A 14,335-nucleotide genomic window follows, 5' to 3' on the forward strand; every position below is an offset into this window, starting at 1 on the left:
CCTCACTCGGCGGCGGCGCGGGGCCGCTCGGTGAGCGTGGCGGGCGCGCGGGCGAAGATGCGGGTCGCGGCGTCTTCCATATCGTGGCGCAGGCGGTCCACGACCGCGTCGAAGCCCGACAGCGCGATCTGCGCCGGGATCGCCACCGCCATGCCCGCCGCCGTCGTCAGAAGCGCCTCCCAGATGCCGCCTGCGAGCGTCGCCGGATCGGCCTGAACGCCCGCCTCCTGCAGCGCGCGGAAGGCCGCGATCATGCCCGCGACCGTGCCCAGAAGCCCCAGAAGCGGGCCGATCACCACGGCCAGTTCCAGCGCGCGGAGCCCCGAGCGTGCGCGCGCCAGCAGATCGCGCGCGACGCGGCCCGTTTCGGCCTCGGCACCTGCCCGATCGAGCTGCGGATCGCGCAGACTCGCCATCGCCGCTCGGGCCAGCTGCGCGCGCAACGAGCGCCGCCCCGCCAGAGCCGCCTCGGCCCCGTCGGGATCGCCTGCCGCCCAAGCCGCGATCGCCGCCTGGCTATGTGCCCCGCCCGACCACGCGCCGGCGGCCAACAGATCCCAGATTTTCCAAAAAATCACCGCGAGCGAGATCACAGACAGCGCCGCAATCGCCCACATCGCCGGACCTCCCAGCACGAGCGCATCGAACATGCGCCCCGGAAGAGCTCCGGAAATCTGAGCGGTGCCGTCCATCGCGCCCTCCAATGCACGCCCACAGGCGCGGTGAGGTGGTGCCGGCGGAGGGACTCGAACCCCCGACCCCCTGATTACAAATCAGACGCTCTACCAACTGAGCTACGCCGGCGTGACGGGCCCGCAATAGCGCGGCTTGGAAATTCGCGCAAGACGCCGCTCAGCGGGAACGGGCAAGATCGGCGCGCGCTTGATCCGCGCGGGCGAGGATCGCGACTGCGACCAACCCCACCGCGCAGACGAGAAGTGCGGCGGGCGAGGCATCGCCCAGGTTCTCGAGGCTCGCCTTTTCCTGCGTGCGCGTGGCCAGCGTCTCGAAATTGAACGGGCGCAGCAGCAGTGTCGCGGGCAGTTCCTTCACGCAATCGACGAAGACCAGAAGCAGCGCCGAGCCGACCGAGCCGCGCATCAGTGGCAGGTAGAGGCTGCGCAGAACACCGCCCGGCGTGCGCCCCAGCGAACGCGCGGCCATCGGCAGCGAGGGCGGCACGCGCCCGAAGGCGGCGTCGCTCGCGCCTTGGGCGATGGCGAAGAATCGCACCACATAGGCGAGGATGATCGCGAAGGCCGAGCCCGTCAGCAGCAGCCCGGGGTCGTGGCCGGTGATCGCCAGCACGGTGTCGGCCAGCATGTGATCGAGACCGGCGAGCGGGATCAGGATGCCGACCGCCAGCACCGCCCCCGGCGCGGCATAGCCCAGCGTCGTCAGCGGCAGCACCGCGCGCGGCAGGCGCTGCCCCGACAGGCGCACCCCGTAGACCATGAACAGCGCCAGCGTCACCGTGATCACGGCGGCAGCCCCTCCGGTCAGGATCGTGTGCCACAGCGCGAGCCCGAGGCCCCGGCCGAACCACGCCTCGGGATTGGCGAGCGCATGACTGCCCATCACCGCGACCGGCAGCATGAAGCCCAAGGCCACCGGGAGCACGCAGGCCAGCGTCGCCACCCAGCCAGCCGCGCCTTTCAGGCGCTGCGGCTGCACCGGGCGGGCCTGACGCGCGCTTTGGTAATAGTGGACGCGGCGGCGCGAGAGCTTCTCGAGCATGAGGAGCGCGAGGACGATCCCGAGGATCACCAGCGCGAGCTGCGCGGCCCCGCCCGCATTGCCTCCCGAAAGCCATGTCGAGAAGATGCCCGTGGTCAGGGTCTGCACGCCGAAATGATCGACGACGCCGAAATCCGCCACCGTCTCCATCATCGCGATCGCGGCCCCTGCGGCGATTGCGGGACGCGCGAGCGGCAGGCCCACGCGCCAGACCATCCCCCACGGCCCGGTGCCGAGGGCGCGGGCGACCTCGTAGCTGGCGCCGGATTGCTCGCGCAGGGCCGCGCGGGTGATCAGGTAGATATAGGGGTAAAGCGCGGCCGAGAGCACGACGACCGCCGCCTCGCGCGAGCGGATCTCGGGGAACCAGTAATCACGCGCCGAAGCCCAGCCGAAAGCGCCGCGCATCGCGGTCTGCACCGGGCCGGAATAGTCCAGAAAATCGGTGAGGGCGTAGGCGCCGACATAGGCCGGGATCGCGAGCGGCAGCAGCAGCAGCCATTGCAATATGCGATGCCCCGGGAAGCGATACATCACCACGAGCCACGCAGCCCCCGCCCCGATGGCCGAGGCCAGCAGTCCCACGCCGCCCGTCAGCACCGCCGTATTGGTCAGGTAGCGCGGCAGCACCGTCGCGATCAGATGCGGCCAGATATTGTCGCGCGGATCGAGCGCCATCCACCCCACGGCCAGAATCGGCGCCAGCACCAGCACCGCGATCACCACGGCCCCGAGCGACCACAGCCCGCCCGCCGCACGCAAGCGCCCGCGCAGGGCAGGCGCAGGGGGGACCGAGAGGGTTTGGGCGGACTTGGGCACGGGCTTTCCCGATCAGTTTTGTCGGAATTGTCTCGCCCCTCCTACCCCGAAACACATTTGCCTGTCCAGAACGGAGCGGCTAGAGTGAGCGGCAACAATAAGGGCTTGACCAGCCAGACGATATTGAGGCGCGCAGAATGAAAGTCGTTTTCCATCTCGGAGCGCATTCGACCGATGAAGATCGCATCGTGGGCGCGCTGTCGAGCAATGAGCGGCTCCTCGAGTCTCACCGCATCGCCGTGCCAGCGCCCCGCAGCTATCGGATGGTGCTGCGCGATGCTTTGGTCTCGCTGAAAGGCGGGCCTGCGCCGCAGGATGTGCAGGACGCGATCATCGAGGCGAGCACCGACGCGCCGGTCCTCGACCGGCTGGTGTTCAGCCACGCGTTTTTCCTGTGCATCCCCGAGCGGGTGATCACCAAGCGCGGCTTCTATGCGATGGCGCCGGGCAAGCTCGCGCCGCTCGCGAACCTCTTTCCCGATGCGGAGACCGAGTTTCATCTCGCGCTGATCAACCCCGCGAGCCTGATCCCGCAACTGGTCGCGCGGCTGCCCAAGCGCAGTTACGAGCAGATCATGGAAGGCCACGACCCGCGCGAGCTGCGCTGGGAGCCGCTGATCCGCCAGATGGTGGAAGCCGCGGGCGGGCGGCGTTTCGTGATCTGGTGCAACGAGGATTTGCCGCTGATCTGGCCCGAGGTGCTGCGCTCGGTCGGCGGATTGCCGGAGGATCAGGCGCTCAAGGGCGACATGATGGTGCTGCGTCAGATCATGCCCGAGGAGGGGATCGAACGGCTGCGCAGCTATTTCGACGCGAACCCGCCGAAATCGGTGCTGCACCGGCGCAAGATCGTGGCGGCCTTCCTCGACAAATACGCCCAGCCCGAGGCGCTCGAGATCGAGGCACCGCTGCCGGGCTGGACCGATGAGCTGGTCGACGAGATCACCGCGCAATACGATGCCGACGTCGCCGCGATCGCGCGGATGCCCGGTGTGGAATTCATCGCCCCCTAAGCGAAGGGCGCGGTTCGCGCCGGATCATCGCCCGGCGCGCAGTGGCGCTCAGCCCATCCCCAGCGCGGATTTGTAGATGTCGAGAATCGCCTCTTCCTCGGCCACGTCATCCTTGTCGCGTTTGCGCAGGGCGACGATCTTCTTCAGCACCTTGGTGTCATAGCCGCGGGCCTTGGCCTCGGACATGATGTCCTTCTGCTGCTCGGCGATGTCTTTCTTCTCGGCTTCGAGGCTCTCGAACTGCTCGACAAACTGGCGCAGCTCATCGGCGGTGACATTGTAGGCGGCATCGTTGGGCATGGGCCTCTCCTGCTTGCGAACGGGGGTCGGCGCTCTGACTAGCCCGAGCGTCTGCGCGCATCAAGAGGCGGCGCGCGCGGATCGGCGGGTTATGGAAGGACGCCCGCCCCTCCCGCTTATTCCCGCAACAAAGCGGGCACCTGCGTTTTTCTTGCCATACCCCCCGCGACGGGCTAGGCAGGCGCGCGCAACTTTCGGAGGCCGCAATGGAAAATCTGATCTGGGCAGGGGCCGTCGTCTCGGTGATCGGGCTGTTCGGCATCCTGTATTGCATCGTCAAAGTCGCCAGCGCCAAACGCGCCGGCCTGCCCGATGAAGAGCTGCGCGCACGGCTGCAAAAGATCATCGCGGTCAATATGGGCGCGCTGTTCGTGTCGGTGATCGGGCTGATGATGGTGGTGCTGGGCATCTTCCTCGGCTGAGGCGCCCCCGCCCTCACACCCACGCCCCCTCAGGCGTCGTCGAGATCGGCGAAGCATTTTCCGTTGCGTATCAGCACATCCCATAGCGTGACCGGCTCGGGCGCGCCCTCTTCCGCCAATTCGCGCAGCAGCTTGCGCGTCCCGAGAAGGCCTGCGCGGTCGGCGGCGAACATCACGCCGCCCATCTGCGGTGCAAAGCCCAGCACATGGCGCGCCGCGACGTCGATATCGCCCGCCCGATGCGCCTGCGCGTGCTGCAAGAGCCCCGCGCCACAATTGGCAAGCTCGGCCAGAATCCGGGCGCGGATGCGCGCATTCGAAAGACGCCGCGGCATGATCCCGGCCTCGTCGCGCAAAGCCGCCAGCGCCTCGGCCTGATCGGGAACCGGGCGCGGCGTGCCCTCGGACCAATCGTAAAAGCCCTGTTGCCGCGTGCCACGCGCCGCGGCATCGAGCGCGAGCAGGCTGAGAAGCGGGCCGAACGGGCGATGCAGCCGCACGAAATCCTCCAGCACGGCGTCGACGCCCAGCCGGTCGGCCAGCTCCAGCGGTGGACGCGCGCCGCCTGCCTCGCGGACCGCCGCATCGACCTGCGCGACCGAGGCCCCGGCCAGCACCGCACGCTCTGCCGCGGCGATATAGGCGGCGCGCAGATGATCGGCGATGCCGCCCGCGCCCGGGCCACCGCGCAGAACCTGCGCTCCGCCCTGCCGCAGCAGCCCCGCCATAGCGTAGAGATCGGCAGGCAGCGCGCCCTCGGGCGGCACGAGTTCGCACAGATCGCCGGTGCAGCGCAGCCCGAAGTCGTTCGTGCCTTCGGGCAGATCCTCAGCGTTGCGCGCGCTCAGCGGCGCGGCTGGGAAATTCCCTTTGCCCGAGGCGATCAGCGCATCCGAGCCTGACAGCCCCTCGCGGGTCATCGCCGCACCGAGCCGCGCCCAATCGGCCTCGCGAATGTCGGGCGACAGGGCGCCGGATTGCACCGCGATCTCCTGTTTGCGCGCGATATCGGCAAAGGCCGTCTCGATCGCGGCGGGGTCGCTTGCGCCGAAGACGACCTCGTGCCCGGCGGCGAGCAAGCCTCCGGCCATCGCCGCGGGCTGATCCCAAAGGCCGATCCGCAGCGGCGCGGGCGCGGTGGGCGTGCCCTCGCCGGGCAGATGGGCGGCGCGACGCGTGACCCGTGCGGAATGGCGCAACGCCTGCGACAACTGCGCTTCAAGCAGTTCCTGCAAGGCCACCGCCTCGACATCGAGCGCCTCGTCGAGCGGCAACAACAGCGCGCCTTCGACCACTTCGAACAGGCGTGCGCCCACCGGCGCAAGCGCGCCTTTTCCCAACTGTGCGCGCAACGGCGCGAGATCGTTGAGATAGGTCGCGGGATCGTCGAGCGCAGTATCGGTGCGCGGCACGCCCTCGGCGATCAGCATATCGAGGGCGGCGGCAATCTGGCTGCGATCGGTCGCGCCCAGCACGAGGTCGCATTGGCCCTGCGCCCGGGCGGGCTCGGCCTCGACCTCCTCGCCGGCGGCCACGATCGCGAGCGCCCGCGCGCCGCCGATCCGCCGCGCGAGCCGCACGAGCCCGCCTGCACCGACGAAGCCGCCAAGCGCGAATTCCGGTGCCGCGAAACAGGTGTCGGGATCGGCGATGCGCAGATCGGCGGCCTGCGCCAGCGCCATAGAGCCGCCCGCGATCCGCCCGGAGAGCCGCGCAAGCACTGGCAGATCGAGCGCCCCGAGTCGTCGGCAAAGCTCCGACAGGCTCGGCACCTCTTCGCCCTTCGCGGGGCGCGGCATGATCGCGTCGAAATCTTCCAGCGGATCGGGCGCGCAGGGCCAGCCCGCCGCACCGCCCTGCAGGACCAGACCGCGCAGGCTCTCGTCGCCGTCGACCCGGTCGAGCACGCCGCCGATCGCGCGGCGCATCTGGGCCGTGATACCGGCCCGCGCGCCCTGATCGTCAAGCGCCGCGAGCGTCAGCCAAGCAAGCCCGTCCTGTGTGCGAAATTTCACCCGGTTCGCCATCGTCCCCCACTTGTGGCGGGGCATTCCGTGCGATCCACCGCCGCGCGAAGTTTAAAGCGAAGCAGGTTCAAAACAAAAGGGAAATCGCGCATCCCCGGGGGAGGCCCGCAGGGACAAATGCCTGCCCCTGCCCCTTTGAAATGATAGGCCTGAGGTTACTGACGGGGCGCCTTCGCGCCCGGTGCATGCGCCCGGCAAAACGGTGTTGCGGGCAGCAGATCGAGCCGCGCCTCGTCGATGCGCTCGCCGCAGGTGACGCAATAGCCGTATTCGCCCGCCTCGATCCGGGCCAAGGCGGCGTCGATCGCGCGGATCTCGGACTGCGCCGACTGGCCGAGATCTTCGAGAACCTCGTCGCTCTCATGCTCGATCGCGGCGTCATCCCAATCCTTTTCTTCGTGGCTCTCAAGCTCGGATTCGACCTGCGCCATCCGTTCCGAGAGTTGCGCCCGGCGGGTTTCGAGTTCGCTCTTGCGCGTTTCAATCGACTTCATCCTGTCCTCCTTGATCGATACAACCACCTAAACAGGCAAGCATTTATCCGCCTTGACGCAAATCAACCGGTCGCACTCACGCACATATGCAGATATCAAATTGCTTGCACCGTCACGGGCGTGAGGTCTAGCATTACAACTCTGACGGGTCCGGGAGAGCCCGTTCGATCCGCAATTGAGCACAGGGAGAGCTCATGCATCAAGATTGGATTTGGGGCCTCGTCGGAGGCCTGATGATTGGCGCGGGCGCTGGCCTGTTTCTGCTGGTCAACGGCCGGATCATGGGCGCAAGCGGCATTATCGGCGGCTTGGTCGACGGCTCGGGCCGCGAGACTGTGTCCGAGCGCGTGGCCTTCCTCGGCGGGCTGATCGCGGTGCCACCGCTTCTCGTGCCGCTTTACACAACAGTCGACACCCATATGACCAGTTCCGTCTGGGTGATCGTAGCCGCAGGCCTGATGGTGGGCCTGGGCACGCGGATCGCGAATGGCTGCACCTCGGGCCACGGCGTCTGCGGCATCTCGCGATTTTCGCTGCGCGGGATCGTCGCCACCGCCTTCTACCTGCTCGGCGGTGCGCTGGTCCTCGTGATCTTCCGGCATTTTCTGGGAGTGATCTGATGCGCAATTTCTTCGCATTCCTCTCGGGAGGGCTGTTCGGCGCGGGGCTTCTCGTGGCGGGCATGGTCGACACGAAAAAGGTGCAGGGCTGGCTCGACGTGTTCGGCGATTGGGACCCGACGCTGGCCTTCGTGATGGGCGGCGCGGTGAGCGTGATGTTCTTCGTCTGGATCTTCGCGAAGCGCCGCGAAACCTCGATGCTGGGCTCGCCGATGCCGGGGCCGTTTCCGCGGCTCGTGGATCGCAATCTCGTGCTCGGCTCGCTCCTGTTCGGCGCGGGTTGGGGACTTGCGGGGCTCTGCCCCGGCCCCGCGATGGGCTCGCTGTCCTTCAATGGCTGGGAAGGCTGGCTGTTCCTGATCGCCATGGGGGTCGGAATGGCCCTCGCACCGCGGGCGAAAGCGTGGCTGAGCCTGTTGGATCGCAGCACGCTGGAAGTGCCGCCCTGCGAGAACGGGACCAAAGAGGCGTCCGCGACCTCGGCGACGCGCGGCGCTTAAGTCGCCGCCGCAGCCTGCATTCGCACTCCCTTGGGCGGGGGTGCGATTACATGCCCGATTGGATCTTGAGCGGCGGCAGCGCGTCGTCGTCTTCCGTCGAGGAGAGCGCATCAAGATCGAGTGGCTCGCCAAAATCCATATCGGGTTCAAGCCCGTCCAACCCGCGCGGCTCGGCCGCGTGGGCGGCATCGAGACCATCCCCCGGATCATAGACCGGATCGAGCGGGTCGCCGAGGCTGGACAGGCCCGGCACCTCGTCAAGCGTCGGGGCCTGCGCATAGGGCGACGCCCCGGCATCAAACGTCTCAGCCCCACGGCCAGCACCATTCGCCGCCTCGTCTTCCTCGCGCAGGCGCAGCGCACGTAGCCCGCGGCTTTGGCCGAGACGGGCGAGCGAGAGCTTGCGCCGTCCCTGCGCCTCGAGCGTGATCTTCTCCAACGCGTCCTCCGGTATCGGGATCTCGGTGCCGGGGCGCAGTGTCAGCACAGCAGACAGCGGCAGCGTGACGCGGTGCAGGACCGCTTCGAGCTGAGCGGAGGCCGCCAGAATGGAGCGTTCGAACGTGTCGGACCAGTCGCGCGCGGGGTCTTCGGGGATGAAACTTTCCGCCTTGGGCCCCGAACCGCCCTCCGGATTTTCGCCCGCCGCCGGGGCCGCGCGGCGCATCGCCCCGCCCCGCCCTTCGCGCGGAACCGCCCAGAGGAAGCCGCCGCTGCGTTCGCCGCCGGTGCCGAAGCCAAGCTGCGCCGTCCAGACACGGTAACTGACATCTTCCAGTAGCAGACCAAGCGGCCGTGGATCGTCGAGATGCGAAGCGAAGCGGAAGCCCCCGGCCCAGGAAATCGCAGGGTCGCTGATCAAGCCCTCCTCGATCTCGGCCAGCACCGCATCGACGAAATCGGCGGCGATGGCGGCATCGATCCGGGTGGGTTTGCGTGGGGCAGGCATGGTCTTGCCGAACCGCCCCATCGTCTGCATCTCGATCAGCGTGGCCAAGGTGGCAGGCGGCAAGGCCAGCACGCCAAGCGCCTCCCCCGGCCCTTCGATCACCGCAAGCAGCGACAGATCTTCGAGCATCTCGGGCAGATCGGCGAGAGACCGCGTCGCCTCCTCGATCGAGGCGACCTGCAGCGGCAGTTCGAGCATGTCCTGCGCGACCTTGGACAGCGCGAGCGTGATCGCGCGCGCAGGCGTGATCGGGGCCGCGCCCGCAACCGCCTTCGCCGCCTCGGTCTTTCGCCGCAGCACCGATGTCTCGCGCTCGTGAACCATGGCCTCCATCCACCCGCCTTCGGGGTCTCATGGCTCAGCTTTGGCAGATCGAGGTTTACAAAACGTTGAAAACACCAAGTGTTTCGCGGCTTAGCGAGAAAGGGCTGCGCTCTCGGAGGGCTGATCGGAAGGCGCGCGCTGATCGCTGCGCCTCAGCGGCAGGGTGATGCGGAACGCGGCCCCGCCCTGCCCCGGCACGTAGTCGATCGTGCCGCCCAGATTGGTCATGATCTCGCGGCAGATCGCGAGGCCGAGGCCCGCGCTGCCGGCGCGGCTTTGATCGGTCAGGCGGGCGAATTTCTCGAAGATCAGCTTCTGGCTCTTCTTCGGAATGCCCGCGCCGTTGTCGATGAAGTCGATCTGCACCCGCTTGCCCCGGCGCTTCACCTCGATCCGCAGCACCGCCTTCTCGGCATCGCAATACTTCCGCGCGTTCGAAATCAGGTTGATCATGACCTGCACCAGCCGATCGGCATCGGTGAAGATCGGCATATGCTCGGTCGGGAAATCGCGTTCGATGCGGAAGGCGCGCTCGGGCTGGGTCGAGGAGGCCGATTGCACCGCGCGGTTGATCAGGTCGTGCAGATTGGCGACCGAGACATTGAGCTGGGCGCGGCGGTTCTCCAGCACGGAGAGGTCGAGCAGATCGTCGAGCAGACGCGTCAGGCGGCGCGCTTCCTCGTGGATGATCTCGGCATATTGGGCGCGCATCGAATCCGGCAGCTCCGGCTCCATCAGGATTTCCGAGAAGGCGCGGATCGAGGTCATCGGCGTGCGCAGCTCGTGGCTGATCTGGCTGAGGAAGCTGTCCTTCTGCACCGACAGATCCTGCAGCTTGTCATTGGCCTCCCGCAGCGCCCGCGCCACCCGCGCGAGCTCCTCGGATTTCGCCTCGAGCCGCGCGGTGTATTCCTTGGCCTCTGCCGTCTCGCCCGCCACGGCGATCAGGTCCTGCATCGACACCGAGGTGCCCCCGGTGAGCTGCGCGATCATCGCATGCGCCGTCGAGGCCCCGACCGAGCCTGCCAGCTTGCGCTCCAGCCGGGCGAGAAAATCGGGCGTGGTGTCGGGCAGGAACCCGGCTTTGCCCTGCCCCGCCGCCTGCGCCTGAAAGAAATGCTGCGCAGGTTCGGCTCCCAGAATTCGCTGCGACATGGACAACAGGTCTTCGGCCTCCGCGCCGCCTTGCACCCAAGAGCGCGCGGCGGGGCTTTGATCGTAGATATTGACGAAGGCCACGCCCTGCAGCCGCTCCATCGGGCCGGGGAAGGACAGCATCGAGAAGACCAGAAAGGCGAGCGTGTTGAACAGCAGCGACCAGAACAGCGCATGCAGCAGCGGGTCGAGCCCCGCGATCCCGAAGAGCGCATGCGGACGCAGCCATTCAAACCCGAACAGCCCGTGATCCAGGACGATCTGCGGTATCAGTCCGGCATCGCCCACCGAGGGCAGGAACAGCGTATAGGCCCAGAGCGCGAAGCCGATCACCAACCCCGCCGCCGCGCCCACATGGGTCGCGCCGCGCCAGAAGATGCCGCCGATCAGCGCGGGCAGAACCTGCGCCGCGCCCACGAATGCGATCAGGCCGATCGCCGCCAGCGCCTCGGAGCCGCCCGACATCCGGTAATAGGCATAGCCCATCGCCAGCACCGCGATGATCGAGACCCGGCGCGAGGCCAGAACCAGCCCGCGCACATCGCCCTGGGCGCGCGGCCCCTCCCGGCGTAGTGCCAGCCACAGCGGCGTCACGATATGGTTCGAGACCATCGTGGCGAGCGCAATGGCAGCGACGATCACCATCGACGTGGCCGAGGAAAACCCGCCCAAGAAGGCCAGCAGCGCCAACTTCCCCTGCCCCTCCGACAGCGGCAGCGTGAGCACGAACAGATCGGGGTTCGCGCCCTCGGGCATCCGCTCCAGCCCCATCACCGCGATCGGCACGACGAAGAGGCTCATCAGCATCAGATAGGCCGGAAAGGCCCAGCTTGCGGTCGCGAGGTGCCGCTCGTCGACATTCTCCACGACGAGCACCTGAAACATCCGCGGCAAGGTCAGGATCGCGGCGGCGGAGACGAAGGTCAGCCCCGCGAAACGCCCCGGACTGAGATCCCATTCCGCGATCTTCGAGGCGTCAATCCGCGAGAGCATGTCCATCGGCCCGCCACCCAGACCCCAGACGACGAAGACGCCCACCGCGACCAGCGCGACCAGCTTGACCACCGCCTCCAGCGCGATGGCGGTGACGACACCGTGGTGACGCTCGTTCGCATCGAGGTTTCGGGTGCCGAAGAGGATGGTGAAAATCGCAAGCCCGCCCGCGATCCACAGCGCCGTCGCGCCTTGATCGGGCAGCGCCCAGCCCTCGGGCGTGCCAGCCGCGAAGACGCCGAAGCTCAGCGTCACCGATTGCAGTTGTAGCGCGATGTAGGGCGTGGCGGCGGCGACCGACATCAGTGTGACGATGACGCCCAGCGTGTTCGACTTGCCGTAGCGGCTAGAAATCAGGTCCGCGATCGAGGTCACGCGATGGGTGCGCCCGATCCGCACGAGCTTGCGCAACACCCACCACCAGCCGACGAAGACCAGCGTCGGGCCAAGGTAGATCGTCAGGAATTCCAGCCCCGAGCGCGCCGCGTAGCCGACCGCGCCATAAAAGGTCCAGGCGGTGCAGTAGATCGACAGCGAGAGCGTGTAGATCACCGGCGAGCGCAGGAAGCGCAGGCGGCGGCGCTGCGCGCGGCGTTCGGCCACGAACGCCACCGAGAAGAGCACGATTACATAGGTGAGGCAGACCGCGACGAGATTATTGAAGGGCATCTCAGCCCTCCGGCGGCGGCGCGTCCGACGCGCGGCTGGCGGTTGCGGCGTCGGTTGCCCCCCCGGCCTCGCCATTGCCTTCGGGCACGTCCTCTGCGTTGAGCACCGGGCCCAGCCCGCGGGAGATGGCGAAAGCCGCGAGGATCAGCACGATCCAGACCGCGAAAAGGTAGAGCCCGCCGCGCCCGGTATCGGGCACCGGGGTCTGCGCCGGATGCCACAGGCCCGGCATCAGGATCAGCACCAGCCCGACAATCGGCAAAAGCCGCGCCGCATCCATCAGGCGGCGGCGGCGATAGGAACGGCGGGCGAGAAAGAGCGGCTGGCCCGTCTGCGGCATCAGGCGGGCTCCCGGCGCGCAGCGCCCCCGCCGGTGATCGCTTCGAGCTGGTCGAGCACGTCGCCATTGGCAAATGGCTTGGCGAGGAAGGCCGTCGCACCGGCACGGGTCGCCGCATCGCGGTCGCGCCCCTGCCCGCGCGCGCTGAGCATCAGAACCGGCAAGTCGCGCAGCGCGGCATCCGCGCGCATATCGGCAAGGATTTCGAGACCGGAGCGCCCCGGCAGCATCAGATCGAGGATGATTGCATCGGGCGGATCGCCGGTGATGCGCGCCATTGCCCGCGCGCCGTCTTCGAGTACCGACACCGCCCAGCCCGCACGCGTCAGAATGAAGCGGATCGCTTCCGCGATATGCGGCTCGTCCTCGATCAACAGCACCTGTCTTTGCGCCATAGCCATCCCCCTCACCCGACTATCGCCACCGTGTCGCGCCCTGTCAAACCCTCACGCCCTCCCCGCCGACGCATCCGCAACGATCGAAGGCTCGCGCCGCCCCGGACATTCGCCACGCGGACAGATCCGGCACGACGCGCCGATCGGACGCGCCGGCGCATCGGCGCTCTGCGCGGGGGCTGGCAGGATCAGCATGGTGGCGCGCATCAGCACCGGACCGTCGAACCCCGCCGGGCGCGGCTCTGAGACGGCATAGGTCAGGAAGCGTTGCGGCAAGCGCCCCGCCATATCGACCAGCGCCCGGATCGGCTGCATCGGCCGTGCAAGCGCCTCATAGAGCGGCCAGAGCGGACAGGCGGCGGCGAAGCGCGGCAGCAGGAAACCGGGGGCTGCGCGGCGGAAGGTCAGCGTGCCCGAGCCGTCGCAGACCACCAATCCCGGCTGCCCCAAACCCGGCGCGCCCTCTGGCAACGCCGCTAGCCGCCGCAACACCTGCGCAAGCGGCACGGCAAAGCGCGCCGCCAGCGCGCCCGGATCGGGGCCGAGCTCGGTCAGCGCCGCCAGCACCAGGTCCAGCGGCAAGGCCCGCGCATCGGCGGCCTGCCGCTGCAAATGGCCGCGCGCCAGTTCCCGGGCCGCCGAGGACGCCAATTCCGGCGCGCCCGCGATCAGCTCGACCGGATCGGCCCCGCCTCCCTCCAGTTCCGGGACATGCCAGCCGCGCGCCTCGAGCCACGCTTCCAACTGCTCCTGCGGCGAGGACAGGCCGGTCTCGGCGGTTTCCATCTCGTCGAGATAGCCGACCAACGCCTCGGCCGTTCCCGACAGGCGCAGGCTTTCCTCCTGGATCGTGTTGAGAAACCGCGCGCGCCATTCCGGCTCGATATCCTCGGTCTCGACAAGGATCGCGGCGGTGGAGCGCAGCGAGGTCACCGCCGAAAGGACCTCATGCAGCGAGGTCAGCAGGAACGGGTCCTGCGCCATGCGCTCGGCATAGGTTTCGACCACGCGCTCCAACTCGGTCAGCCGCGCCTGACGGTTCACCAGAAGCGCGGCCCATGCGGGAAAGCGACCGACGAATTCCTCGATCCGGTCGAGATCGGGCGCGGCTTGGCTGGTACCAACTGCGGCATTGCCGCTGCCTGTCTCGGCCAGCTCCAGGGACGCGACCGCTTCGCGCAGCCCGGCGAACAACGCCCCTTCCGCCCCCTCGCCCAACGTGACCGGATCGACGCCCATCGCGCCTGCGATCCGCAAGATCAACGCATCGCTGACCCGGCGGCGATTATGCTCGATCAGGTTGAGATAGGCCGCCGAAATCCCGGAGGCCCGCGCCAGTTCAGCCTGTTTCAAGCCAAGCGCATTGCGCCGCTCGCGGATGCGGGTGCCGGTCAGCGGGGAACGGGCCATGTAAACTCCTCCTGCACCCGTTTTTACAAACAAGTGCAGAAGAAGAAAATAGTTTTACAGGGGTTTACAGGACCTCAGCAGGATCCCGTTCCAGAGGGCGCGACCGTGGCCATGCCTGATATACCCCCGACACCCGGCTCGCATTCCCCGATATCGCGTTCAAGCTGC

Annotated in this window: 14 protein-coding genes and 1 tRNA gene; 4 read left to right on the top strand and 11 right to left on the bottom strand. The window is 68.0% G+C overall.

What is annotated here, in order from left to right:
* Positions 1 to 2: 2 nt before the first annotated feature.
* The 3 genes from BMI87_RS02125 to BMI87_RS02135 form a co-directional block, all read right to left on the bottom strand.
* Entirely contained in the window at positions 3 to 692 is a 690-nt protein-coding gene (locus tag BMI87_RS02125; RefSeq protein ID WP_078519508.1) for a MotA/TolQ/ExbB proton channel family protein, read from the bottom strand.
* 36 nt (positions 693 to 728) lie between these two features.
* Positions 729 to 804 (bottom strand) — tRNA-Thr (locus BMI87_RS02130).
* Positions 805 to 852: 48 nt separating this feature from the next.
* Positions 853 to 2,415, bottom strand: a complete 1,563-nt coding sequence (locus BMI87_RS02135) for an iron ABC transporter permease (RefSeq protein WP_078520013.1) — start codon at positions 2,413 to 2,415, stop codon at positions 853 to 855.
* A 278-nt stretch (positions 2,416 to 2,693) separates the two neighbouring features.
* Here BMI87_RS02135 and BMI87_RS02140 point away from each other — a divergent pair, with 278 nt between their 5' ends.
* Positions 2,694 to 3,569: a hypothetical protein gene (locus BMI87_RS02140; RefSeq protein ID WP_078519509.1), complete on the top strand. Its 876-nt coding sequence runs from the start codon at positions 2,694 to 2,696 to the stop codon at positions 3,567 to 3,569.
* Positions 3,570 to 3,617: 48 nt separating this feature from the next.
* Here the strand turns inward: BMI87_RS02140 and BMI87_RS02145 are convergent, their stop codons facing one another.
* On the bottom strand, positions 3,618 to 3,869 hold the full coding sequence (locus tag BMI87_RS02145; RefSeq protein WP_078519510.1) for a DUF2312 domain-containing protein: 252 nt from the start codon (positions 3,867 to 3,869) through the stop codon (positions 3,618 to 3,620).
* Between the two features lie 206 nt (positions 3,870 to 4,075).
* Here BMI87_RS02145 and BMI87_RS02150 point away from each other — a divergent pair, with 206 nt between their 5' ends.
* Positions 4,076 to 4,291 carry a hypothetical protein gene (locus BMI87_RS02150; protein ID WP_078519511.1) on the top strand — a complete coding sequence of 72 codons (216 nt, stop codon included), beginning with the start codon at positions 4,076 to 4,078 and terminating at the stop codon, positions 4,289 to 4,291.
* A 29-nt stretch (positions 4,292 to 4,320) separates the two neighbouring features.
* Here BMI87_RS02150 and BMI87_RS02155 read toward each other — a convergent pair whose 3' ends face one another.
* Together BMI87_RS02155 and BMI87_RS02160 are read right to left on the bottom strand one after the other, a co-directional pair.
* Positions 4,321 to 6,342: an enoyl-CoA hydratase/isomerase family protein gene (locus BMI87_RS02155; protein ID WP_078519512.1), complete on the bottom strand. Its 2,022-nt coding sequence runs from the start codon at positions 6,340 to 6,342 to the stop codon at positions 4,321 to 4,323.
* 131 nt (positions 6,343 to 6,473) lie between these two features.
* Entirely contained in the window at positions 6,474 to 6,812 is a 339-nt protein-coding gene (locus BMI87_RS02160; RefSeq protein ID WP_078519513.1) for a TraR/DksA family transcriptional regulator, read from the bottom strand.
* A gap of 194 nt (positions 6,813 to 7,006) precedes the next feature.
* Between BMI87_RS02160 and BMI87_RS02165 the strand changes: the two genes are divergently transcribed.
* Positions 7,007 to 7,432 carry a YeeE/YedE family protein gene (locus tag BMI87_RS02165; RefSeq protein WP_078519514.1) on the top strand — a complete coding sequence of 142 codons (426 nt, stop codon included), beginning with the start codon at positions 7,007 to 7,009 and terminating at the stop codon, positions 7,430 to 7,432.
* Positions 7,432 to 7,932, top strand: coding sequence for a DUF6691 family protein (locus tag BMI87_RS02170; protein WP_078519515.1), 501 nt, complete (start codon positions 7,432 to 7,434; stop codon positions 7,930 to 7,932). The genes BMI87_RS02165 and BMI87_RS02170 overlap by 1 nt, the downstream gene beginning before the upstream one ends.
* A gap of 46 nt (positions 7,933 to 7,978) precedes the next feature.
* Here BMI87_RS02170 and BMI87_RS02175 read toward each other — a convergent pair whose 3' ends face one another.
* The 5 genes from BMI87_RS02175 to BMI87_RS02195 all read right to left on the bottom strand — a co-directional run bounded on the left by BMI87_RS02175 (position 7,979) and on the right by BMI87_RS02195 (position 14,167).
* On the bottom strand, positions 7,979 to 9,205 hold the full coding sequence (locus tag BMI87_RS02175) for a FliM/FliN family flagellar motor switch protein (protein ID WP_168175143.1): 1,227 nt from the start codon (positions 9,203 to 9,205) through the stop codon (positions 7,979 to 7,981).
* Positions 9,206 to 9,295: 90 nt separating this feature from the next.
* On the bottom strand, positions 9,296 to 12,022 hold the full coding sequence (locus tag BMI87_RS02180) for an ATP-binding protein (protein ID WP_078519517.1): 2,727 nt from the start codon (positions 12,020 to 12,022) through the stop codon (positions 9,296 to 9,298).
* A gap of 1 nt (position 12,023) precedes the next feature.
* Positions 12,024 to 12,362, bottom strand: a complete 339-nt coding sequence (locus tag BMI87_RS02185) for a hypothetical protein (protein WP_078519518.1) — start codon at positions 12,360 to 12,362, stop codon at positions 12,024 to 12,026.
* A complete protein-coding gene (locus BMI87_RS02190; protein WP_078519519.1) occupies positions 12,362 to 12,757 on the bottom strand; it encodes a response regulator transcription factor in 396 nt (131 codons plus the stop codon). Before BMI87_RS02190 ends, BMI87_RS02185 begins: the two co-directional genes overlap by 1 nt.
* A gap of 51 nt (positions 12,758 to 12,808) precedes the next feature.
* Positions 12,809 to 14,167 carry a helix-turn-helix transcriptional regulator gene (locus tag BMI87_RS02195; RefSeq protein ID WP_078519520.1) on the bottom strand — a complete coding sequence of 453 codons (1,359 nt, stop codon included), beginning with the start codon at positions 14,165 to 14,167 and terminating at the stop codon, positions 12,809 to 12,811.
* Positions 14,168 to 14,335: the final 168 nt, after the last annotated feature.

The sequence above is a fragment of the Thioclava sp. F28-4 genome (genome assembly GCF_002020045.1).
Classification (GTDB): Bacteria; Pseudomonadota; Alphaproteobacteria; order Rhodobacterales; family Rhodobacteraceae; genus Thioclava; species Thioclava sediminum.

What these genes read in the sequence shown, in the direction of transcription:
- BMI87_RS02125 (WP_078519508.1), bottom strand. Translation starts at nt 692, where the DNA reads ATGGACGGCACCGCTCAGATTTCCGGAGCTCTTCCGGGGCGCATGTTC.
- BMI87_RS02135 (WP_078520013.1), bottom strand. Translation starts at nt 2,415, where the DNA reads ATGGCGCTCGATCCGCGCGACAATATCTGGCCGCATCTGATCGCGACG.
- BMI87_RS02140 (WP_078519509.1), top strand. Translation starts at nt 2,694, where the DNA reads ATGAAAGTCGTTTTCCATCTCGGAGCGCATTCGACCGATGAAGATCGC.
- BMI87_RS02145 (WP_078519510.1), bottom strand. Translation starts at nt 3,869, where the DNA reads ATGCCCAACGATGCCGCCTACAATGTCACCGCCGATGAGCTGCGCCAG.
- BMI87_RS02150 (WP_078519511.1), top strand. Translation starts at nt 4,076, where the DNA reads ATGGAAAATCTGATCTGGGCAGGGGCCGTCGTCTCGGTGATCGGGCTG.
- BMI87_RS02155 (WP_078519512.1), bottom strand. Translation starts at nt 6,342, where the DNA reads ATGCCCCGCCACAAGTGGGGGACGATGGCGAACCGGGTGAAATTTCGC.
- BMI87_RS02160 (WP_078519513.1), bottom strand. Translation starts at nt 6,812, where the DNA reads ATGAAGTCGATTGAAACGCGCAAGAGCGAACTCGAAACCCGCCGGGCG.
- BMI87_RS02165 (WP_078519514.1), top strand. Translation starts at nt 7,007, where the DNA reads ATGCATCAAGATTGGATTTGGGGCCTCGTCGGAGGCCTGATGATTGGC.
- BMI87_RS02170 (WP_078519515.1), top strand. Translation starts at nt 7,432, where the DNA reads ATGCGCAATTTCTTCGCATTCCTCTCGGGAGGGCTGTTCGGCGCGGGG.
- BMI87_RS02175 (WP_168175143.1), bottom strand. Translation starts at nt 9,205, where the DNA reads ATGGTTCACGAGCGCGAGACATCGGTGCTGCGGCGAAAGACCGAGGCG.
- BMI87_RS02180 (WP_078519517.1), bottom strand. Translation starts at nt 12,022, where the DNA reads ATGCCCTTCAATAATCTCGTCGCGGTCTGCCTCACCTATGTAATCGTG.
- BMI87_RS02185 (WP_078519518.1), bottom strand. Translation starts at nt 12,362, where the DNA reads ATGCCGCAGACGGGCCAGCCGCTCTTTCTCGCCCGCCGTTCCTATCGC.
- BMI87_RS02190 (WP_078519519.1), bottom strand. Translation starts at nt 12,757, where the DNA reads ATGGCGCAAAGACAGGTGCTGTTGATCGAGGACGAGCCGCATATCGCG.
- BMI87_RS02195 (WP_078519520.1), bottom strand. Translation starts at nt 14,167, where the DNA reads ATGGCCCGTTCCCCGCTGACCGGCACCCGCATCCGCGAGCGGCGCAAT.